The organism is Streptomyces griseobrunneus (assembly GCF_046713465.1).
GTDB lineage: Bacteria > Actinomycetota > Actinomycetes > Streptomycetales > Streptomycetaceae > Streptomyces > Streptomyces microflavus.
Window position 1 is genome coordinate 7247555 of record NZ_CP177080.1, and the last position, 21046, is coordinate 7268600.

The 21046-nt window shown below is 73.4% G+C and carries 15 protein-coding genes and 3 pseudogenes; 1 reads left to right on the forward strand and 17 read right to left on the reverse strand.

From position 1 onward, the window contains the following. Nucleotides 1–46: 46 nt before the first annotated feature. Nucleotides 47–949: pseudogene (locus ACK8N7_RS33095) on the reverse strand (molybdopterin-dependent oxidoreductase); the annotation flags it as partial. 179 nt (nt 950–1128) lie between these two features. On the opposite strand from ACK8N7_RS33095, the pseudogene ACK8N7_RS33100 reads away from it, so the two are divergent. Next, nucleotides 1129–1536, forward strand: a pseudogene (locus ACK8N7_RS33100) (DUF1345 domain-containing protein); the annotation flags it as partial. On the opposite strand, the gene ACK8N7_RS33105 reads toward ACK8N7_RS33100, so the two are convergent. The 16 genes and pseudogenes from ACK8N7_RS33105 to ACK8N7_RS33180 form a co-directional block, all read right to left on the reverse strand. After that, nucleotides 1526–3340, reverse strand: coding sequence for an ABC transporter ATP-binding protein (locus ACK8N7_RS33105; RefSeq protein ID WP_500444771.1), 1815 nt, complete (start codon nt 3338–3340; stop codon nt 1526–1528). The pseudogene ACK8N7_RS33100 and the gene ACK8N7_RS33105 sit on opposite strands and share 11 nt — an antisense overlap. Continuing rightward, complete coding sequence (locus ACK8N7_RS33110; RefSeq protein ID WP_500444773.1) at nt 3337–5001, reverse strand: ABC transporter transmembrane domain-containing protein; 1665 nt, start codon at nt 4999–5001, stop codon at nt 3337–3339. The genes ACK8N7_RS33105 and ACK8N7_RS33110 overlap by 4 nt, the downstream gene beginning before the upstream one ends. Further along, nucleotides 4998–6065, reverse strand: coding sequence for a FecCD family ABC transporter permease (locus tag ACK8N7_RS33115; protein WP_403217633.1), 1068 nt, complete (start codon nt 6063–6065; stop codon nt 4998–5000). The genes ACK8N7_RS33110 and ACK8N7_RS33115 overlap by 4 nt, the downstream gene beginning before the upstream one ends. Beyond that, on the reverse strand, nt 6062–7123 hold the full coding sequence (locus ACK8N7_RS33120) for a FecCD family ABC transporter permease (RefSeq protein ID WP_500444775.1): 1062 nt from the start codon (nt 7121–7123) through the stop codon (nt 6062–6064). The genes ACK8N7_RS33115 and ACK8N7_RS33120 overlap by 4 nt, the downstream gene beginning before the upstream one ends. A 90-nt stretch (nt 7124–7213) precedes the next feature. After that, nucleotides 7214–8302: an iron-siderophore ABC transporter substrate-binding protein gene (locus ACK8N7_RS33125; protein WP_500444777.1), complete on the reverse strand. Its 1089-nt coding sequence runs from the start codon at nt 8300–8302 to the stop codon at nt 7214–7216. Between the two features lie 217 nt (nt 8303–8519). After that, entirely contained in the window at nt 8520–9341 is an 822-nt protein-coding gene (locus tag ACK8N7_RS33130; RefSeq protein WP_403217630.1) for a helix-turn-helix domain-containing protein, read from the reverse strand. A 231-nt stretch (nt 9342–9572) separates the two neighbouring features. Continuing rightward, nucleotides 9573–10112: pseudogene (locus ACK8N7_RS33135) on the reverse strand (amidohydrolase family protein); the annotation flags it as partial. Between the two features lie 92 nt (nt 10113–10204). Next, a complete protein-coding gene (locus tag ACK8N7_RS33140) occupies nt 10205–10561 on the reverse strand; it encodes a PRC-barrel domain-containing protein (RefSeq protein ID WP_015607043.1) in 357 nt (118 codons plus the stop codon). A gap of 146 nt (nt 10562–10707) precedes the next feature. Further along, on the reverse strand, nt 10708–11487 hold the full coding sequence (locus tag ACK8N7_RS33145; RefSeq protein WP_403217629.1) for an FkbM family methyltransferase: 780 nt from the start codon (nt 11485–11487) through the stop codon (nt 10708–10710). Next, nucleotides 11484–11702, reverse strand: coding sequence for a Trm112 family protein (locus ACK8N7_RS33150; protein WP_403217628.1), 219 nt, complete (start codon nt 11700–11702; stop codon nt 11484–11486). The genes ACK8N7_RS33145 and ACK8N7_RS33150 overlap by 4 nt, the downstream gene beginning before the upstream one ends. Before the next feature lie 52 nt (nt 11703–11754). Then, nucleotides 11755–12651, reverse strand: coding sequence for a hypothetical protein (locus ACK8N7_RS33155; RefSeq protein WP_403217627.1), 897 nt, complete (start codon nt 12649–12651; stop codon nt 11755–11757). A 4-nt stretch (nt 12652–12655) separates the two neighbouring features. Next, nucleotides 12656–13384, reverse strand: coding sequence for a class I SAM-dependent methyltransferase (locus ACK8N7_RS33160; RefSeq protein WP_403217626.1), 729 nt, complete (start codon nt 13382–13384; stop codon nt 12656–12658). After that, nucleotides 13381–14682, reverse strand: coding sequence for a condensation protein (locus ACK8N7_RS33165; RefSeq protein ID WP_500444781.1), 1302 nt, complete (start codon nt 14680–14682; stop codon nt 13381–13383). Before ACK8N7_RS33165 ends, ACK8N7_RS33160 begins: the two co-directional genes overlap by 4 nt. Then, complete coding sequence (locus tag ACK8N7_RS33170; protein WP_500444783.1) at nt 14679–19058, reverse strand: alpha-(1->3)-arabinofuranosyltransferase; 4380 nt, start codon at nt 19056–19058, stop codon at nt 14679–14681. The genes ACK8N7_RS33165 and ACK8N7_RS33170 overlap by 4 nt, the downstream gene beginning before the upstream one ends. Then, on the reverse strand, nt 19055–19783 hold the full coding sequence (locus ACK8N7_RS33175) for a class I SAM-dependent methyltransferase (RefSeq protein WP_015607036.1): 729 nt from the start codon (nt 19781–19783) through the stop codon (nt 19055–19057). The genes ACK8N7_RS33170 and ACK8N7_RS33175 overlap by 4 nt, the downstream gene beginning before the upstream one ends. Beyond that, on the reverse strand, nt 19780–20949 hold the full coding sequence (locus ACK8N7_RS33180) for a glycosyltransferase family 4 protein (protein WP_403217623.1): 1170 nt from the start codon (nt 20947–20949) through the stop codon (nt 19780–19782). Before ACK8N7_RS33180 ends, ACK8N7_RS33175 begins: the two co-directional genes overlap by 4 nt. Nucleotides 20950–21046 lie beyond the last annotated feature (97 nt).

A 21046-nucleotide genomic window follows, 5' to 3' on the forward strand; every position in this document is an offset into this window, starting at 1 on the left:
CACTCATGTGCTTGCGCGGAGAGACTCACGTGGACGGCGCGATGGTCATGCGCGGCTGGAGGTTCAGCGTGCTGGTCGGCGTCGACTTGAAGAGAGCCATGTCCATGAAGTCGTGCGGGACGATGGTGCGGGTGGCGGCCGCCTCCACCAGCGGGTTGATGTGGACGATCTGCGCGCCCCGCCGGTGGGCCTCGGAGAGGGCGGTGAGCATCCGGGGCGCGTTCGAGGCCGCGTTGACCCCGAGGATGAACAGCGCGTCGGCGCTCTCCCAGTCCTTGAGGTCGACCGTCCCCTTTCCCGTACCGAGAGAAGCGGTCAGGGCCCGGCCGCTGGCCTCGTGGCACATGTTGGAGCAGTCCGGCAGATTGTTCGTGCCCAGCTCACGGGCCATGAGCTGGTAGAGGAACGTGGCCTCGTTGCCGAGCCGGCCTGAGGTGTAGAACGCCGCCCGGTGCGGGTTGTCCAGCCCGCGCAGCGCCGCGCCGACCACCTCGAACGCGTCCTTCCAGCTGATCGGCACGTAATGGTCCGACGCGGGGTCGTAGACCATCGGCTCGGTCAGCCGGCCCTGGTTCTCCAGGTCGTAGTCGCTCCACCCGGACAGCTCGGTCACCGAATGGGCGGCGAAGAACTCCCGCCCGACCCGCTTGCGGGTCATCTCCCAGGTGACGTGCTTGATCCCGTTCTCGCAGATGTCCAGGTGCAGACCCTTGAGGTCGTCCGGCCACGCGCACCCGGGGCAGTCGAACCCGCCGTCCTCGTGGTTCATCTTCATGATGGCCCGCGGACCGTCCACCGCGGAGCGCTCGCGCGCCAGGAACCGGGTCACGCTCTCCGCCGCGCCCCAGCCGGCGGCGGGGTGGTGGTAGGGGCGGAACCGTGGCTCGCCCTCGGGGGCGGCGCCGACGGTGTGCTCCGGGGGGTCCTGCTCGTCGTGGCTGGTGCTCAAGGCTCTCGACCCTTCGGCGCGGTGGACCCGGCGGACCCTTCGACCGTGCGGGCAAGGGTGAACAAATCGGACTCCCGGGCAGGCTATGCAGGGGGCTCCCCGTACGCCACTCGGCCTGCGGCGGGGTGCGGAGGGCGGCCCGGGGGAGTGGGATGGCGGTCGTACGGGAGTCGATCCGCCGATCTGAGCTGGTCGTCGTCGCGGCCGCCCTCTGCGGGCTGGTCGGCATCGTGGTGCTGCTCCTGACCAGCGACTCCGACCTCAGCCACGCCGCCGCGGCCATCGCGCTGGGCGGCGTCTTCACCGCCTGGGCCTCGCTCCACCTGATGTACGCCACCCGGTACGCGTACCTGTACTACCCGCCCACCGAGGGCGGCATCGACTTCAACTCCCGGGACAGCCCGAAGTACGTCGACTTCCTGTACTTCAGCTACAACCTCGGCATGACCTACCAGGTCTCCGACACCAACGTCTCCACCACCGAGATCCGTGCGGTCGCCCTGCGGCACTGCCTGCTGTCGTACGTGTTCGGCGCCGCCATCCTCGCCACCACCATCGACCTCGTCACCGGGATCGTCACGGGCTGACCGATGCGCCGCCGCCCGGCCGGGCGTGGTGGTAGGCCTCCCAGAGCGCCGCGTACTCGCCCCCGGCCGCCAGCAGCTCGTCGTGCGTCCCCTGCTCCGCGGCCTCGCCGTCCCGCAGGACCAGGACCCGGTCGGCCTGGCGTGCCTGTTCCAGCCGGTGCGCGACGACCACGGAGGTCCGGCCCGCGGTGACCCGGGCCAGGGCCCCCTGGAGGAGGGCGCGGGTCTGCGGGCCCGATTCGGCGGTGGCCTCGTCCAGGACGACGACCGGCGGGTCGGCGAGCAGGACCCGGGCCAGCGCCAGGTGCTGGACGTACCCGTCGTCGAGCGGGGCGCCACCCGGACCGAGGACGGTGTCGAGCCCGGAGTCCAGGTCCAGCGCCCAGCCGGCCCCGGCCTCGCGCAGGGCGTGCCGGAGCTGCTCGTCGGTGGCGTCGGGCCGGGCGAGCCTCAGGTTGTCGGACAGGGTGCCCCCGAACAGGTGGACCTCCTGGGTCACCAGATACCGGGAGGCCGGGGCGTCGGGGGCCTCGGCGCTGCCGACGGTGACGCTGCCCCGGTCGGGGGTGCCGATGCCCGCGACCAGCCGGGCCAGGGTGGACTTGCCCGAGCCGCTGGCGCCGACGAGCGCGAGGCTGGTGCCGGCGGGGACGTGGAGCGAGACCTCGCGCAGGGCGGGGCGCCCGCCGTCGTACGCGTACGAGACGCCCTTCACGTCGATGTCCGGGCGGCGGCCTGCCTCTTGCCTCTCATCCGGGTGGCCGGCCCCCTGCGCCGGCCCCTCGTGCCGGACGTGGTGGCGGTCCAGGTCGGTGATCCCGACGAGGCGCGACAGCCCCACGGTGGCCCGCTGGATGTCGTCCAGGCTGCCCAGGAGCGCCCCGACCGGGCCGAAGAGGCGGTGGAAGTAGAGGGCGGCGGCGGTGGCGGCGCCCAGGGTGACGGCCCCCGAGCCGAAGAGCACGAAGCCCGTCACGAGGACGGCGGCGAGACCGAGGAACTCCGCCGCGTTGAGCAGCCCCGTGAACCGGTTGCGCAGCCCGACCCCTTCCCGCTGCCGCTCGATGGCCCGGACACTGCGTTCGGCCAGGTCGTCGAGGTGATGGTCCTGGGTGCGGTACGCACGGATGGACTCGGCTCCGCGCACCGCCTCGATGACGGACTGCCCGCGCGCCGACTCCAGCCTGCGGATGTCCCCGTACACAGGGTGCGAGCGGCGGAGGAACTGCCGGGTGGCATAGACGTGGACGGGCAGGCAGACCAGCCCGGCGAGCGCGAGGCGGAGGTCGAGCACGGCGAGGCCGACCAGGCTCAGCACGATGGTGAAGCTCGCGTTCGTCACCTCGGGAAGCACGTCGGAGGCCGCTTCGGAGACCGCCTCCACATCGCGGGTGACCCGGGAGACGACATCGGAACTGCCGCTGCTCTCCAGGGTGTTGACCGGCAGGTGGACGGCGGTCTCGAACACGTCCTCACGCAGCCCCGCCAGTACCTCCTGCACGAGCGCCACCAGCATCCGGCCACCGGCGTAGGCGAGGACGGCCCCGACGGCGGTGGCGGCCACCAGCGCGATCCCGAGGACGAGCACCCGGCCCCGCCCGGCGCCGTCCGCGACGGCGTCCACGATCCCGCCCAGCACGGGCGGAGTGGCGAGCGTGGCCGCCGTACCGCCGAGCAGGGTGAGCAGCGCCGCCCCGAGTCGGCGTCGGTGCGCCCGGAGGCGGCGGAGGATCTCCGAGCGGGTCCGGCGGGCGTCGGCGACGGGGAGGGTGGCGACGGGCGTGTCGGTCTGCTCGGAGGTCACCGGGGGGTTCCGTTCGGGTCGTGGCTTTCGGGGGTGTGCTGCCCGGTCCCGCCGAGTTCGACCACCCGGTCGCAGGCGGAGAGCAGGATCGGGCTCGCGGTGATGAGGAGGATGGTGGACGGCAGGCCCCGAAGGCCCTCGGCGATGCGCTGTTCCGTCACCGGGTCGACGGCGGTGGCCGGTTCGTCCAGGACGACGAGGTCCGCGTCGGTGTGCAACGCCCTTGCCAGCAGCAGCCGTTGGCGCTGACCGCCGGAGAGCCGGCGGCCGTGCTCCCCGACCTCGGCCAGGTCGCCCCCGATCTGTTCGCGTACGTCGTCGAGCATGGCCGCCCCGGTCACGGCGGGGTCCACCGCGCCTCCCCGGGGGACCAGGTTGGTGTGCAGGGTGCCGGAGAAGACGGCGCCGTGGTGGGGCGGGGCGACGACCCGTGCGCGTACCCGGTCGGGGCCCAGGTCGACCGCGTCCACCCCGCCGATCAGGAGTTCGCCGCGGGCGAGAGGGACCCGGTAGCCGAGCCGGTCGCTGAGGTCCCGGGCGTGGCCGGGGTGGTGGGGGACGACACCGACGAGGTCGCCGGGGCGCAGGTCGAGCGGCTCGCCGTGGCCGGGCGGATGCCAGCGGAGCGGGGCCGGGCCGGGTTCGGGAACGGGGCCGCCCGACAGCGGCTCGATCAGGGGCGGTTCGCCGATCAGAGTGCCGAGGCGGCGCGCGGAGGCACGCTTGTGGATCCAGTTCGATGCGAAAGTGCCGACATGGGCGAGAGCGCCCTGGAGGAACTGGGCGAGCCCCAGCACCGTGACGAGCCGGCCGATGGTGATGTGCCCGTCCAGCGCGAGGTAGCCGGAGGCCGTCGCCAGCGCCGCGAGGAACCCCCCCGACAGCAGCTGGCTGAGACCGATGTACGCCAGGACCGACCGCGCGGCGGCCACGGCACCGCGCCGTGAGGTGTCGCTCGCGGTGCGGTAGCGGCGGGCGGCCTCCGCCCGGGCGTTCATCCCGGCGACCACCCTTATCCCGGTGATCAGGTCGGTGGCCACTTCACTGGCCCGCGCCGCCGACCCCTGCTCGGCCAGCCCCCGGGCCTCCAGCGGCATCGAGACGCGCCGCATGACGACCAGCATGAGGACGGTCCCGGCGATGACCCCCAGACCCAGCGGCAGGGAGATCACCAGCAGGGCGACGGACGCCGTCAGGATCGCGGTGAGGGTGGACGCCTGCTGGACGACGCTCCAGGACACCCCCGCGACCCGGTACGTGTCGGACGAGACCAGCGAGAGCGCCTCGCCGGAGCCGGGGCGGCGGCGCAGCGACAGCGGGTCCAGCAGCCGGGTCATCGCGCGCTGCCGGAGCTCGTGCTCGCCGTAGCCGTACACCGTGACCATCGACGACGACGCGCGCTGGTACGACAGCGACAGCACGACGAAGACCCCGCCGAGCGCGGCGAGCCACCAGACCAGGGCGGTCCGGTCCGCCGGGGCCATCGCCCGGTCGATGACCACCCCGATGAGGACGGGCACCAGCGCCTCGCACAGCTGGTGGACCATGAACGCCACGGTGGTGAGGCCGATCCGCAGGCCGCGCCCGTCGCGCAGCAGGGCCACCCGGAACAGCGCCGCGACGGACCCGTCCTCCCGTGTGGTGGATCCGGGGGGAGTCATCGGCTGCCACCTCTGTACTGGCGTGCGAGCAGCCAGGCCAGGTAGGCCCCGCCGACGCACACTGTGACGACACCCACGGGCAGGTCGACCCGCTGGGCGATGAAATCGGCCGCGACCAGGACGGCCGCGCCGGTGAGGGCCGCCGGAGCGATCCGCAGGGTGGTGGAGCTCCGGGTCAGGCGCTGGGCGATCTGGGGTGCGGCGAGGGCGATGAACGCGATCGGCCCGACGGCCGCCGTCACCAGCGCGGTGAGCGCGACCCCGACGACGGTGGCGGTGAGCCGGGCGCGCTGGGCGTTCACCCCGAGCGCCAGGGCGGTGTCGTCGCCCATCTCCAGGTGGACCAGGGGCCGCACGACGCCGACCGAGCAGATCAGCAGGGCGGCGAAGACGACGGCCGTCACCCGCAGCTGCTCGAAGCCGAGCCCGCTGAGGGAGCCGGCGCCCCAGGTGGCCACCAGCATCGCCTGGTGCGGGCTGACGGCGAGGAGCAGCATAGAGGTGATCGAGCTGAGGAACGCGCCGACGGCGATGCCGACGATGATGAGACGGAAGGGGCGTACGCCGCCCCGGTAGGCGAGCACGTACACCAGGAGCGCGGTCGCGGCCCCGCCGATCAGCGAACCCGTGGCGACGATGAGGTAGTTGGCGGTGCCGAGCACGAGCATGACCACGCTGGCGCCCGCGTACGAACCGGAGGCGAAGCCGATCACGTCGGGGGAGCCCAGCGGGTTCTTCGTCAGCGACTGGAAGAGCGCCCCGCTGACCGCGAGCGCCGCTCCGCAGACCACGGCGAACAGCAGCCGGGGCAGCCGCCAGGTGACGACGACGAGCCGGGTACGGGGCTCGGCGTCCGGGTCGAAGAGCGCGGCGAGCACCTGGGCGGGGGTGAGCTGGATGGAGCCGGTGGCGAGGGTGAGGACGCCGAGGGCGGCCACGACGAGGATCAGGACGCCGCAGACGAGGACGGACCGCCGCTCGACGCGCAGCGACGCCCGGCCCCGGCGGAGTGCCCAGGCGGTCCGCCCGGAGCCGGCCGACCGGGTGAGGGTGTGGGCGGTCACAGGGTGCTCACCTTCCGGCGCCGGACCAGCACGACGAGGACGGGCGCGCCGACGAGCGCGGTGACGAGTCCGACCCGCAGCTCCCCCGACGGCAGCACGATGCGGCCGACGATGTCGGCGGCGAGCAGGAAGGCGGGGGCGGCGACGCAGGTGACGGGCAGGATCCAGCGCTGGTCGGGTCCCACGAACCAGCGCACGATGTGGGGCACCATCAGCCCGACGAACGAGATGGGGCCGGCGACGGCGACGGAGGTCCCGGCGAGCAGGGTGACGGCGAGGATCAGGGTCACCCGGGTGACCGCGAGGCGGGTCCCCAGGGACTGGGCGAGGTCGTCGCCGAGGGCGAGCGCGTTGAGGGATCCGGCGCTGAGCAGCCCCAGGACGAGGCCGGTGCCGATGAGCGGCAGCGCGATGGGGAGGATGTCCAGCGAGCGGCCGCCGATGGAGCCGACGCCCCAGAACCGCATGACGTCGAAGGTGGCGGTGGACTTGAGGACCATGGCGGAGGTGAAGCCGCCGCACACGGCGGTGAACGCGACGCCCGCCAGGGTGAGTTTCACCGGGGTGCCGCGGTCCGCGCCGATCGACCCGAGGGTGTAGACGAGCACGGTGAGCCCGAAGGCGCCCGCCAGCGCGAACCAGATGAACTGGCTCGCGGCGGTGAACCCGAGCACGGCGACCGCGAACGTCACCGCGAGGCTCGCGCCCGCGTTGACGCCGAGGATGCCGGGGTCGGCCAGGGGGTTACGGGTGAACGCCTGGATCAGCGCCCCGCTGAGGCCCAGCGCCGTACCGGTGACGAGCCCGATCACGGTACGCGGCACCCGCAGCTCGCGGACCATCAGATGCTCGTCGGAGTTGTCGAAGCGGAACAGCGCCTCCCAGACCGTCCCCGGCGCGATGGGCCGGGCGCCGACCATCACGCTGAGGACGGCGGTCACGAGCAGCAGTGCGAGAGCCGCCAGCAGGATCAGCAGGCGGCGCCTGTGGCGCCGGCGGGCCGGGACCGCGCCGGAGATGAGGTCACCCGGGGGTGATGTGGTGGTGGTGCTGGTCATCGTTGTCCTTGAAGGGCCGTCACCTGGGGGAGCGCCGGGCGAGGGCCTGTCGCCGGACGCCTGGCGGCGGTCCGGCGACAGGCCCGGGGATCAGGAGCCCGCGCCGGTGTTGCCCTTGCCCGCGACGGCGTCGGCGAGCATCGGGACATAGCGTTCGAGGCCCCAGGGGATGGAGAGCACGGTCGGTCCGCTGGTGGCCATGGCCAGCTCCGGATCCTGGACGAAGGCGTACTTCTTGGCGGCGATCGGCTTCCAGCGGGAGAAGAGCGGGTCCTTGAGGGAGTACGTGACCTCGGCGGGGGCGTTCGCCCAGGCCACGACCACGTCGGCCTCGATCGTGTCGAGCTTCTCCAGGCTGACGCCGCCGTACCAGTTGGTGCCCTTCGCGGTGGCCGCGATCGTGCTCATCGACGGGGTGTTCTTGAAGCCGATCTCGGTCAGCAGCCGGACCCGGGCGTCGTAGTCGAGGTAGAGCCCGACCTCCGTCGAGCCGGGGGTGAGGGCGACCGCGTAGGTGAAGGTCTTGTCCTTGAACTCCGGGTGGTCCACGGAGACCGCCGCCAGCTGCCCGCCGACGTCCTCGACCAGGCCCTCGGCCTTCTTCTCCTCGCCCACGGCCTTGCCGATGGTGCGGGTCATCTCCTGCCAGGTCCCGCCGTCCCACGGCTTCTTGAGGTAGGGGAGCGTGGGGGCGATCTCGGCGAGGCGCTTGTAGTCGACGTCCGTGATGCCGGAGTACAGGCCGATGATGAGGTCCGGTTCGAGGGAGAGGATCTGCTCGAAGTCGATCTCACCCGCGTCGCCGTACTTCAGCGTCTCGGGAAGGGGCCCGCCGAGCTTCTCGACCTGGGTGCGGAACCAGGGGGTGTAGCCGTCCTTGTCGCCGCCCCACTGCTCGTCCACGCCGACCGGTACGGTGCCGAGCGCGGCGACCACGTCCAGCGACATCCAGCTGAGCGTGACGATGCGCCTGGGCTTCGCCTTGATGGTCGTGGTGCCGTGGGCGTGCTTGATGTCCACGGGGAAACTGTTCGAGGCACCGCCGGCCTTCGCCTGCGCGGCGGTCTTCCCGGACTCACCGCTGCCGCAGCCTCCCAGGAGGAGTACGGCGCCGACGGCGAGCGCCAGGACGCGGGCCAGCGGGCCCGTTCGGCGTCCGGCCGGAATGGATGGGGACACGGTTCTCCTCGGATCTGGACATCGCGCGGGGGCGCGACTGCGGGGTGCGGGGGCAGGGGGGGCGGCCACGGCGGTGTGCGGTGGATACGGTCACACCGGCACTGTCGAGGTTAGGTAACCCTTGCCTTACTGAACGGTAGAAGGGCGGGGGGCCGATGAGGGTCGCGAACGGGCCAGGGTGCGTCGCGAATCGGCCACGTGGGGAGCGTGGCGTGTGTCAGTGACCGGCGGGCGCGAGGGCCGACTGCTCACGCAGGTACGCGGTGGGGCTGGTGCCGGTCACGCGGCGGAAGGCCGCGGAGAACGCGCTCGTCGTGGAGTAGCCGCAGCGGTGCGCGACCAGATTGACCGGACGGCCCTGCGCGAGCAGGGTGGTGGCCGCGGACATCCGTACCAGCGACCGCCACCGGGTGAACGACATCCCGACGTCCCGCCCGAACGCCCGCGTGATCGTGCGCACGCTCAGCGCGTGCCGCGCAGCCCACTCCTCCAGCGAGAGATCGCTCTCCGGGTCGCGCATGATGTCCTCGGCCATGGCCCGGATCCGCGAGTCCTCGGGGACGGGGACCTCCATCGCCGCGTGCGGGTCCTCCTCCAGCATCTCGATGATGAGCCGCTGGGCCCGCAGCCGGCGGTCGTCGGGCATCGCGTTGGCGTCGAGGTGCAGCAGCATCTCCTGGAGCGCGCGCCCCATCCGCAGCGAGCGCGGGGAGGTCCAGTGCGGCGGGATCGCCGCCCGGGTCACATAGGTGTAGCAGCTCACGCTCCCCGGATCGGGGTGGGAGGCGTGCGGGGTGCCGGGCGGCATCCAGACCCCCTGCCCCGGTACGAGGCGGCGCACAGTGTTCCGGGTGTGCAGCGTTGTCGAGCCGGCATGCGGCCAGACCAGCAGCGCGTCGTCATGGGTGTGCACCCCGCTGGTGGACGACCCGGCGGGCACCGGGCTGTCGAGGACCGCCGTGGTGAGCAGGTAGGGGGTCTCCACCACGGGCCCGCCGGCCGACGGCTCGGACCAGCGGAGCGGGGTCGTCAAGAGCATCTCTCCGCGCCCACGACCGGGGGCCGTCACCGAAACCGACATGCAGGTTAGGCTAGCCTAAGTTCCGCTTCGCCCTCTCGGGGGGTCGTCCCGGGTATCTGCTCCCGCCCCACCGGGCAGGCGTCGGCCTTTTGGTGGGCGAGCGCCGTCGTCGTGGCCACCGCCGCCCGGCGCTCAGCCGCCGACGAACTCCCCGTCCCTGGCGACGATCCGCCCGCCGCGCACGACCATCTACCGCCGGGGCAGGTCGACCACGACCTGCGGCAGGCACTCGCCCCGTACGAGCAGGAAGTCGGCCGCCGAGCCCGGCCTCAGGTCCGCCCGCTCCAGGCCGAGGAGGTGCGCCCCGCCGTCGGCGCCCGCGCGGAAGGCCGCCTCCGGCTCCCCGTCGAGGCGCGCGGCCTGGACCCGGGCCAGCAGATGCGAGCGGTGCAACATGTCCGCGTCGCCGAACGGGTTCCACGAGTCCCGCACACCGTCCGAGCCGAGACCGACGTGCACCCCGTGCTCGCGCAGCCGGTCGATGGGCAGCACCAGGTCCGAGGAGGGCGCCACCGTCGTCAGCGAGATACCCGCTTCCGCCAGCCCGGCCGCCGGCGCGTCGAGTTCGCGCTCCGGCAGCCCCGGGACGCAGAACACATGGCTCACGGTCACCTTGCCCTGGAGGGACAGCGCGCGGGTGCGGGCGATGATCGCCCGCAGGGACTCCAGACCCGCCCCCGCCCGCTCGTGCAGGTGGATGTCGACGCCCACGCCGTGACGGTCGGCGATACTGCTGCCCGATACGTGGCCCGTCCTCCGCTCGGCGCGTTCCCCGAGAGGATACGTCGGGCCCGGGGGAGATCCCGCAGGTCCCGGGCGCGTCAGCGGCGGGCCAGGACGCGTACGCCGTCGGCCGGGGGCAGATAGGGCAGGCCGAAGTAGGCGAAGAGCGCCGGCTCGTCCTCGGCGGGCAGGACGTCGTCCGTCCCGATCGACGGGCCGTCCTTCACCTTGGCCCGGTCGTGGGCGACCTTCACGTAGTCCGGTCCGACGACGGCCTCCGCCAGCGGTACGAAGACCAGCCGGTGGCGGGTCGGCAGGCCCACCGTCACGGTGGCGAACGCCGGCTGGTCCGTCCCCGTGTCGACGTAGACGGACTCCAGGGAGCCGATCCTGCGCCCGTCGGGGTCGACGACGTCACGCGTACGCCACTCACGGATGTCTGCGCTCTCGATCACTGCGGATCTCCTCGGGGTCGGCCACGGCGGGCGCGGCGGTCTCGGCGGGCCGCCGGGCGGCCGCCCCCGGGCGAGGGCGGTCCCGGCTCTTCCCTCACCTGCCCCGCAACCTCCCCCGTCAGCGCGGCCCGCACCGGTGGATTCGCTCAGATGGCCGCATCGCCGGGCGTCCGCCCCTCGGGAAGGAACAGCACGGAGTTGATGTACCGGGTGCGGTGCGGCACGAACGCCCTGCGCAGCAGCCCCTGGTGGACGAGGTGTTCCGTCCTCGCCTGGTGGGCGGGCAGGTCGAACCCGGCCAGCGGGATCCAGCGCCGCCCCGCCAGGAGCCACCCCGCGTACCCCTGGCCGGTGAGCAGGGAGATCGCCGGGCCGACCGGGCCGAGCCGGCTCTCCAGCTCGACGAGCAGCGCCGGACGGTCCCGCCGCAGCAGCTCCGCCGCACCCCGCAGCGCGGCCACCTCGCCGCCGTCGACGTCCATCTTCACGAAGCCGACGCCGTGCAGGCCCAGGCCGTCGATGGTGAGGGACGGCACGTCGACGCTGTGCGCGTGGATGTCACGGCGCTCCAGCGAGGACACCCCGCGGTCGCCCTCGTCGCCCTCCGGGAACCAGAGCTGGACCGTACCCCCGTCGCGGTCCGTCGCCGCCCCCTGCACCACCCGGGCGTTCGGCGGCAGCGTACGGCGCAGATGGTCGGCCAGGTGCGGTACGGGCTCGACGGTGACGACCTCCGCGCAGCGCCGGGCGAGCCGGCGCGACCAGGGCCCGTACCAGCCCCCGATGTCCACGGCGGTGGAACCGGGCGGGCAGAAGTCGGCGAGCCGGCGCAGCTCCGGCTCGAAGCGCGGGTAGAGCGCGACGGCGGCGTAGCCGACGAGGCCGGTGGGCAGCCGGGATGCCACCGCCGCGGCGAACGTGGTCACGCGGTCGGCGCTTTCCGGTGCGCCAGGTATCTCTCGTGGGCGTCGGCGTCGACCTTGCGGCCCGAGGAGGGCAGCAGCTGCGGGATGCCGTCCAGGATCGGGTAACTCAGGCGCAGCCGGGGGTTGTAGAGCGCCTCCTCGTCGGTGAGCAGGGCCAGCGGGCCCTTGTCGAGGGGGCAGGCCAGGATGGCGAGCAGCGGATCGTCGGGGTTCATGAGGACTCCCTCGGTGACGGGGGTGGGACGGGGACGGGGAACGTGGCTGTGGTCAGGACGGGGCCGCCTCCGCGGGAGGGTCGTGGCGGGGCATGGCCAGCAGGACGGTGAGGGCCAGCGCGGTGCCGGCCAGCCGCAGGGTCAGCAGCAGCGGATCGTCGGGGAGGGACTCCCCGAAGGCGAGCGTCCCGAGGACCGCGGTGAACAGACAGGTCACCGTGGTGCACACGGGCACGATGAGGGAGGCCCGGCAGCGCTGCAGCGCCGTCTGGGACATGACGAGACCGGCGACGGCGGTGAAGAGCAGCAGATACGGGTAGGGCGAACCGAACAGAGAACGGGCCGCGTCCCCCAGGTCGGTGCTGGTCAGCCGGCTGGAGGTGCCCTTGATGGCGAGGGAGCTGACGCCGTACAGCAGCCCGACCGCCACCCCGTAGCCGATGCCGCTGGTCGGCACCCGGTGGCGCTTGGCCGCCCGGCTCTCCACCCGTACGTAGAGCCAGACGCCCGCCGCCAGCGCGGGTACGCAGACCAGGAGCACCAGCATCCAGGGGGCGCCGGCGCTCACCACGTCCTCGCCCTCGCGCACCGAGGCGACGACCATCAGCAGCGCCACCAGGACACCGCCCAGTGCGTAGCGTTCGCGCCCGGTCGACTCCTCGCCGAGGACGGCCGACGAGAGCAGGAGCAGCAGCACCAGGCCGGAGACGAAGATGCCCTGCGCCGCCGCGATCGGCAGCGCGCGGTAGACGATCAGCTGGGCCGCGAAACCGGCCGCCAGCGACAGCGCGCCCACGATCCACAGCGGGCTGGTGAGCAGGACGAGGATCACGCGCAGCGGCCTGCCCGCGGAGAGCGCGGGCAGGCCGCCCAGGGCCCGCTTCTCCACCACGAACCCCACGCTGTACAGCAGGTTGGCCACCAGCGCGGCCCCCACACCCCACCACATCGCGCTATCGCCGCCGAGCGTGGGCCAGCAGGATGGAGGCCGCGCCGGGCACCGCACAGGCCGCCCTGTCCAGCAGCCGCAGCGGGCGCGGCACCCCGTGGAAGGGGGCGCCGGTGATCTTCACGTCCTCGAAGCCGGACGCGGCCAGGAAGGAGCGCAGCGCGCGGGCGGTGTACAGCCGCAGATGGCCCACCACCTCGGAGCCGGGGCGGCCGTGGATCCCGCGCAGACTGACCTCCGAGAACACCGGCTGCACCCCGGCCAGCAGCAGCGCCCGGTTGTACCAGGCGGCCAGGTTCGGGGTGGACAGCATGAGGTGGCCGCCGGGCTTCAGGATCCGGCGCAGCTCGTCGAGCGCCTGGTCGGGGTCGACGAGGTGCTCCAGGATCTCGCTGAACAGCACGGCGTCCGCGCACCCGTCGGCGAGCGGCAGCCCGCCGTGCTCCAGCTCACCGCGGACCACCGAACCCATCCGGGGGCGGGCCCGGCGCAGCGCGTCCTGCGACCAGTCGACGCCGATCAGCCGGTGCCCGGCGAGGATCGGCGCGGCGGTGGCGGCGGCCGTCCCGTCGCCGCACCCCACGTCCACGACGACCTGGCCGGCCCGCCCCTGCAGGGCGTCGGCCAGCAGCCGCGCCTGGCGTCGGCTGCGCCCGTCGCCGGACGCCACGGGGACGGCCGGGTTCTCGTAGAAGTCCCGCAGGCCGGGCGGGGGAGAAACGGTGTCGGTCACGGGGCCTCCGAGGATGTCGCGGCCAGATGACGGGTGAACAGGCCGAGCAGCGCCTTGCCGTCCTCGTCGCCCAGCAGGGTCCGCGACCAGCGCAGGGCCAGGTGCAGCCGGCCACCCGTGGACGCGGTGGTGAACGTCAGCCCCCTCGGCATCCGGGCGGGCGCGGAGATCCACAGCGCGGCGGACCTCCCCGCGTCGCCGAAGTCCAAGGGGTACGGGATGCGGCCGATGTTGCTGAGCAGCGTCGTGGAGGTCCACGGCCCCGCCAGCACCCGCAGCCCCCGGGTGAACGCCGCACGTGCGGCGACCGGCACCAGGGGAGTGGTCAACAGGGATGCCGAGCGGCCCAGTTGAGGGCGAGGCTGCGCCTTCAGGGCCCGGGTGCGCTCGGCGGTGAGACGCAGCAGGGCGGCGATGTCCGTACCGGACGCCACCTCCGCCGAGTCGAAGCCGACCTCGACCAGCCGGGTGCCGTTGCCGATCGGCATTTCCGGCCCCCGGGTCCGGTCGTCGACCGGCATGGTGATCCGCAGCGGCCGCCCGGCCGCCCCGTGGAGCCGGTTCCAGTCGGCCACCGTCAGGGCGGTGGCCACCATCAGCTGGTCGTTCACCGTGTAGGGCGCGCCCGACTCCCGCCGCGGCACCGGAAGTTCGGCGAGCAGCTGCCCGTTGCCCGGCACCTTCCCCGGGGTGCCCGCCGCCACCCGGGCGGGCCGGGCGAGGGGAGCGGGCCCCGCGTGCGCGGGGGGCGGCGCGGTCACGGGCCGGGCCGGGGCGGACGGCTGGTCGACGGACCGTCCGCCGTAGATCTCGGCGGCCGTCGCCACCACTCGCAGACAGGCGGGCCCGTCGAGCGCGGTGTGGTGCACGGCGACCACCAGCACACATCCCTCCCGCCCCGGCTCCTCGACCACGGTGATCCGCAGCGGAGGCGAGAGCGCGAGCGGCGGGGCGGTGTCGAGCGACGCCGCCCGCGCCCGGTCGAGCGCCCCGGGCGCGGCGGGCGCGAAGCCGACCGGGTCCCGGTCCGGACCGTCCGTCAGCTCCCACTCGTACCGGCGGGCGAAGGGGGAGCGCGGCCGCTCCCGCATCAGCACACGCGGATGGAGCGCCAGCGACGCGGCGAACGCGGCGCGCAGCCGGTCCTCCTCCAGCCGGCCGGGCAGATGGATCTCGATGTGGATGGTGCTCGGCTCGGAGTCCTGGGCACAGTGCCGGTCCACCTCGTCGACGACGGGGAACGGCACCCGGGGCAGCCGCCCGGCCGCGAACGGCCGGGCGGGATGCGTGGCGGTCATCCGGTGGATCCTCCGCTGCCGGGCGGGGGAGTCGGACCGCCCGGACCGCCCGTGGGCGGGTCGGTGCGCGGCCGCTTGGCATCGGCGGAGAGGGTCCGGCCGGACGGCTGCGCCGCCTGCTGCGGGATCGTCGGGTCCCCGCCCCCATCGCCTTCGCCGGCCGTCGCGGTCACCGGCTCCGTACCCCGGCCCGACCGTCGCCTGCCCCGGCGCGGGGCGGACCCGACCGTGACCAGTGCGGCGAACAGGGCGATCAGCGCGAGGAGTTGGGCCGTCGCCCCGAAGGCGCCCTTGTCCGTGGCGGTGAACTCCCCGGTCGTGACGGCCACGACCACCCCGGCCCCGGCCATCGCCGCGAAGGCGACGGGAGCCAGCAACGACGGGCGGAAGTGGGCGAGTACGGCCAGGACGGGCACCACCAGGGCGACCGGTCCCGCGATGACGATGCCCACCAGGGTCAGCGCCACCGTGCCCAGGATCAGCCCGGGACCCGGCGGTACCGGCTGCTCCTCACCCTCGTACGAACCCTTGTGCGACCCCTCGTGCGAACCGGCCGTCGGGCCGGAGCCCCGGCGGCGTACGACGGCGAGTCCCACCAGGACCAGGAACAGCACCCCAGCCCCGATCAGACCGGCCTGGTAGATCCGCGCGGGCTCGTACTCCAGGGTGACCGTGCCGCCCTCGCCCTCGGGGACCAGCCACGCCTGCTGCCAGCCGTCGATCCGCAGCGGCGTCAGCTCCTTGCCGTTCAGCGTGGCCTTCCAGCCCTTGTTGTGGTTCTCGTGGAGCTGGAGGTACGAGGCATCCCCGGCGCCGACCGTCAGCGTGCGCCGGTCACCGTCGCTCTCCTTGACGTCGACCGTCCGGGCGGTGGCCGCCGGGGCCTTCGTCTCCCCCGTGGAAAGCGTGACATCGGTGATGGCGAGCGGACCGGCGTCACCGGCCTCCACGGTGTGGGTCGAAGCGCCCAGCTCCACCTGGGACTGCTCGGAGCAGAGGGAGACCGCGATGGGCCGACGCTGTGTCAGGTCCCTGATCCGGCCCTCGGCCTTGGTCTCCATCAGCGTGCCGCCGACGGAGAGGACCGGCCCCTGACCGCAGGTCAGGCTGAACTCCTTCTCCGGATCGGGCTGCGGCGATCGGAACTGCTCCAGTGCGGGGATGTAGACCTCGCTCAGCCCGACCGGCAGCTGCAACTGGCCGCCGGCGAACGGGTTGTGCACGGCGAGCGGGGCCTGCCGCGAGATGGTGATGTCCATCCGGTCGGTGGTGATGGGCGAGAAGCGGGCCATGCCGTTCTCGTCCACCGCCGCCACCGCTGTGCCGTCCGGCGAGCTGATCTGGACCTGCTCGGGCCGGGTCGAGATCCCGCCGGCCGCCGCGAACACGATCTCCCCGATCTGGGTCTTCTTCGGCCAGGACAGGTGGAGTACGGGACGGTCGCCCGCGATCCACGCCGTGGTGAGGTCGCCGTCCGTCAGGTTGCGCGCGCTGAGGTTGGTGCCCAGACGCGCCGTGGAGTCGGCGCTCACCAGGATCTTGTCGCGCTCGCCCGTCAGCTCGAACAGCAGCTTGTCGAGGGCTTCGCCCGGCACGGGCACCGCGCTCGCGGCGACCGTGTACCGGCCGGCCTGTCCTGCGGTGAACTGCCGGTGCAGACCGGTCTCCGCGGCCACGGCGGAGAGCCCGCCCGGGTCGCTGCCGCGCTTGAGTGAGTAGACCGTGGAGTCGGCTCCCTCACTCGGTGCGTCGGAGGGCAGCTCCAGCATCCGGGTCACCTGCACCCCGGGGACGGCGATGTCGGTGAACCCCGCGCCGGTGAGACCGGGGCGTCCCTGCTGGGACTTGAGGATCGTCACCTTCAGCCACGCGGCCGGCCCGGCGGGCGCGGCCACCTCCTGCGGGGAGCCGTCGGGGCGGATCGGGCTGTCCTTGTAGCCGCGGTCCGTCTCGACCCGCACCTCGGTCGCCGCCGCCCGGACGCCGCCGCTGGGCAGCGGGGTGAGCTGCAACGAGCCCGGAAGCTCCTGCGAGCCGGAGAAGTCGATCCGTACCCACTCGTCCTCGGGGGAGGCGGCGGAGCCCTCCGCCCAGGCGGTCTCCGGATTGCCGTCGAAGGCGTTGGCCGGGTCGTACTGCGGCAGATGGAAGAGCCAGTTGCCGATGGACGAGGCGCTCACGGACTTCGCGCCCCGCAGCACCGCCGTGGTCTGGTGCTCCTTGCCCTCGGTCGGCAGGATCTGGCGCGGCGCCGCACCCGGGTCCTGCTCCGACTCCGGCGCGTTGCGCTCGTCGGCCGTGTAGGTGTGTGACGTATTGGTGTTGACCAGGCCGAACCGGGTGTCGGCCCGGCGCAGTCCGTCACCGGCCGCGTAGAGCGACGGCTTCCCCACACCCGGGTGGGCGTCGCCCGCCAGCACGGTGGGCCGGCCGTCCAGGGCGCCGCTCGCCGCGAGCGGCAGCAGGGACTCCGGGCCGCCGCTGACGACGGCGGTCGAGGAGACGGGAGCGATGGTCGCCCGCCCGGGACGCTGGGTCCCGGTGGGGGGCTCGTAGATCTCCACCGCGCTCTGGCGCGGATAGAGGCCCTCGATCTGCACCGGTGTGTCGTTGGCTATGCGGCCGCCGGTCATCACCGGGCCGAAGCCGGTGACCCGCTTGTAGCCGGACGCCTCCAGGGTGCGCTTGACCGTGGTGGTGGGGACGTACCCCAGCTGGTCCGGGTCCAGGTCGTTGCGGACCACGACGTAGTGCAGACCCGCCCGGTTGAGGTACTCGCTCAGCCCGGGGACCTGGCCCCCGGACGTCAGCGCCTGCTCGACGGCGTCCATCGCCCGCCGGTTGCCCGGCGTGCCGAAGGGGACGTAGTCGCGCTGGGCGTACGGCGTGTCGGCCAGCACGTCCAGCGGCTGGTCGATGGGGGAGCCCCAGGTGTAGATGCCGTGCGCGGTGGCGGGGACCACGAGGGCCCGGTCGTCGGCCGAGTTGTCCTTCAGCCAGCCCGCGGCCTTCGCCCAGTGGTCCGGGATCTCCTTGAACGAACCGGTCTGCAGGATCGACCCGTTGACGTACGGCCAGGCCAGACCCGGCAGCACGAGTACGGCGGCGATCACCGGAGCCAGCCGGCGCGCCCGGACCGGCACCCGCTCGTCGCGCTGGGCCCGCAGCGAGGCCACGGCGGCGATGTGCGCCACGCCGAGCGCCAGGGCGAGGCCCAGACCGGTCTGGAACTTGTAGATGTTGCGGAACGGCACCAGCCAGCCGTCCAGCCACCCCTGCACGGTCCCGTGGAAGAGACCGCCCAGCGCACCGCCGTACCCGGCGAGCGTGATGAGCGCGACGGACAGCACGGTCAGCACCAGCCAGCGGCGCTCCGGCAGATCGCGCCGGGCCAGCCCGGCCAGACCGAGGGCGGCGGCCAGCGCCGAGCCCAGGATGGTGACGGTCGCCGTGGCGACGGTCCACCCGGCGGGCAGCCAGGCCTCACCGAAGTTCAGATAGCCGACCCAGTTGCCCGCGCCGCGCAGCACCTCGGTCGCCGACATGGTCGTCGTCGTGGTGTACGAGGACTCCACGTACGGCATGAAGTTCTCGCCGAAGGTGCCCAGCAGCAGCAGCGGAACGATCCACCAGGCGGTCGCGAGGATCACGCCCGGGATCCACCAGAGCAGCAGCGCCCGCTTGCGGGGGCCGCCCGGCCGGGACAGCAGATAGAGCCCGACCGGCAGCAGCGAGGCCAGCGTGGACGCCGCGTTCACCCCGCCCATCAGCGGGATCAGCAGCGCGGAACGGGCCGCGGCGATACGCGGCGCGAGGCGCGGGTTCGTCAGCGGCAGCAGCACCCACGGCAGCAGCGCGCCGGGCAGGGCGGCGGCTGAGGTCGAGCCGACGACGATGGTGTACGTCGGCCACAGCGCGTACACGAGCGCGCCGAGCAGCCGGGTGGCCGGGGAGCCCACGCGCAGCCGCTCGGCGAGCCGCAGCGCGCCCCAGAAGGCGGCCGCCACGATCAGCGACAGCCAGAGCCGCTCCGCGAGCCAGGTCGGCACCCGCAGCAGATCGGCCAGGCCGTAGTACGGCAGCATCGGCACGAGGTAGCCGATGTACTGGTCGGAGATCCCGCCGAACCCGGACCTGCTGTGCCACAGCTCGCCCAGGTCGCCGAGGAACCGCCCGGGATCCACGACGACACCGAGCTTGGTGTCGAATGTCATGCGTCCCGGCGACACCGCCAGGAACGCCACGAACACCGTGGCCCAGAACCCCAGCAGCCAGCGCCGCGAACGGGGCGCCGCCGGTTCGTCGACCGGTCTGCCGGGCGGTGGGTCGCCGCCGTCCGGGGACTGGTGGGGTGCGAGGTGGACTGCGCTGGTCATGAACACCGCCGGAGAATGAGGAGGAGGTTCCAGGTGGCGAATTCCCGCAGTCCGGGCACCCGGGTAACAAGTTCGGGCAGGACCGGCCAGTACCGCGACCGCGCGGACACCAGGTCCACGTCGGTGCGGCCCCGCACATGGCGCAGCGTCGGGCCGACGCCGATCCTGAAGAGGTTCTCGCCGAGGCGGTGCTTGGCCGGGTGGCCCGTGCGCCGCTCGTAACGGGCGCGGGCGCGCTCGGCGCCCGCGTAGTGCCAGGGGGCCCACTCGTGGCCGCCCCACGGCGAGTACCAGTTGGTGAACGAGACGTAGATCAGCCCGCCGGGGCGGGTGACGCGCGCCATCTCGCTGAGAAAGGTGTGCGGATCCGCCACGTGCTCCAGCACGTTGGAGGAGAAGGCGACATCGGCCACCCCGTCCGCCAGGGGCAGCAGATAGCCGTCGGCGACGACCGTGTCCCGCGGCCCCTGCGGTTGCCGGTCACCCAGCTCCCCGGGGTCCGGCTCGAAGAGATAGCTCTGCGCGCCGCGCCGCCGGAACTCCCGGGTGAAGTAGCCGTTGCCGCCGCCGATGTCGACGACGACCTTCCCGTTCAGCGGTGCGTACCGCTCGACCTGGTCCGCCGCGTCCCTGGCCAGCAGGGTGTACACGGAGGCCGGGTCCTCCTGTTCGCTCATGAAGGCGCGGAACAGGGTGAGGGAGCGGCGGAAGGACGGGTCTTTCACGGGCGGGCACCCGTCGGCCAGGACCGCGTACCGCTGATCGCCTCGGCGGCCACGGCCTCCAGCTGGGTCACGCTGCTGCTCCACCGGTAGGCGGCGGCCCGCTCGCGCGCGGCCTTGCCCATCGCCTCGCGGCGCTCCTCGTCCAGCGCCAGCGCGCACCAGGCCGCGGCGAAGGACGACTCGCCCCGGGCGAGGATGCCCGTGACACCGTCCTCGACGGAGTCGCGCAGCCCGGGTACGTCGAAGCCGAGGGTCGGCGTCGACCGGGTGCCGGCCTCCGTGACGACCAGCCCCCACCCCTCGACGGCCGCCGGGTGCAGCAGCATCCAGGAGGCGCAGAGCAGCCGGTGCTTCTCCGCCTCGGACACATGCCCGGCGAACTCCACATCGGGACCGGCGAGCTTCTCCAGCTTCTCCCGCTCGGGGCCGTCGCCGACGATCACGAGCCGGCCACCGGTGACCGGCCGCACCCGCTCCCAGAGCTGGAGCAGCAGATCGATGCGCTTGTAGTCGACCAGCCGGCCGAGCGCCAGGAAGAGCGGGGTCGCGGACCGTTCGCTCTGCGGCAGCGGCTCCTGGACGCCGTTGTTCACCAGCCGTATCCGCTCGTCCGGAACGCCCAGCTCACGCAGGGCGCCCGCGGTGGACGGGGAGACGGCGATCATCAGATGGTCCCGGTAGGCCCGGGACAGGGCCCAGTGTTCGAGCTGTCGCCCGGCGCGGGCCACCGGCGCCGGGAAACGCATCTCCCACAGATCGGTGTGGACGTGGTTGACCAGGCACACGGTCGGACCGCGGTGCCACAGGGGCGCCAGGTACGGCATGCCGTTGCAGACCTCGACCAGCAGGTCGCAGCTGCCGACCTGCCGGGTGAAGGCGGAGCGCGCGCCGAGGTAGTGCCCCAGCTGGGAGCCCGCGGAGACGACCCGGTAGGGCCGCTGTGCGGCCTGGCCACCGCACAGGAGGGTGACGTCGTGGCCCCTTTCGGTGAGGCCGAGGGCGAGCTGGTCGACGAGCAGCTCGGAGCCGCCCGCGGCCGGGTTGCCCAGGTCGCGGTGGGCGAGGAAGACGATGCGTCTGGGGGAGGCGGAAACCCTGGGGGAGACCGGGCCCTGACCCTGTGGCGCGGCTGCGTGGAGCAGCGGGGGAGGAACGTGCTGGGGCATCGGCGCTCCAACTCGGCTCGGTGTGCGGGGGACGAAGGGCGGGGGCTTGAAAAGACGGAGAGGGGACGGAGGGGAGGGAAGGGAGGGGAGGGGAGGG

Bases quoted from the DNA above. Each gene is read 5' to 3' on its own strand.
- ACK8N7_RS33130 (WP_403217630.1), bottom strand. From the start codon at position 9,341: ATGCTCTTGACGACCCCGCTCCGCTGGTCCGAGCCGTCGGCCGGCGGG.
- ACK8N7_RS33180 (WP_403217623.1), bottom strand. From the start codon at position 20,949: ATGCCCCAGCACGTTCCTCCCCCGCTGCTCCACGCAGCCGCGCCACAG.
- ACK8N7_RS33110 (WP_500444773.1), bottom strand. From the start codon at position 5,001: ATGACTCCCCCCGGATCCACCACACGGGAGGACGGGTCCGTCGCGGCG.
- ACK8N7_RS33165 (WP_500444781.1), bottom strand. From the start codon at position 14,682: ATGACCGCCACGCATCCCGCCCGGCCGTTCGCGGCCGGGCGGCTGCCC.
- ACK8N7_RS33155 (WP_403217627.1), bottom strand. From the start codon at position 12,651: ATGTGGTGGGGTGTGGGGGCCGCGCTGGTGGCCAACCTGCTGTACAGC.
- ACK8N7_RS33170 (WP_500444783.1), bottom strand. From the start codon at position 19,058: ATGACCAGCGCAGTCCACCTCGCACCCCACCAGTCCCCGGACGGCGGC.
- ACK8N7_RS33150 (WP_403217628.1), bottom strand. From the start codon at position 11,702: ATGAACCCCGACGATCCGCTGCTCGCCATCCTGGCCTGCCCCCTCGAC.
- ACK8N7_RS33120 (WP_500444775.1), bottom strand. From the start codon at position 7,123: ATGACCAGCACCACCACCACATCACCCCCGGGTGACCTCATCTCCGGC.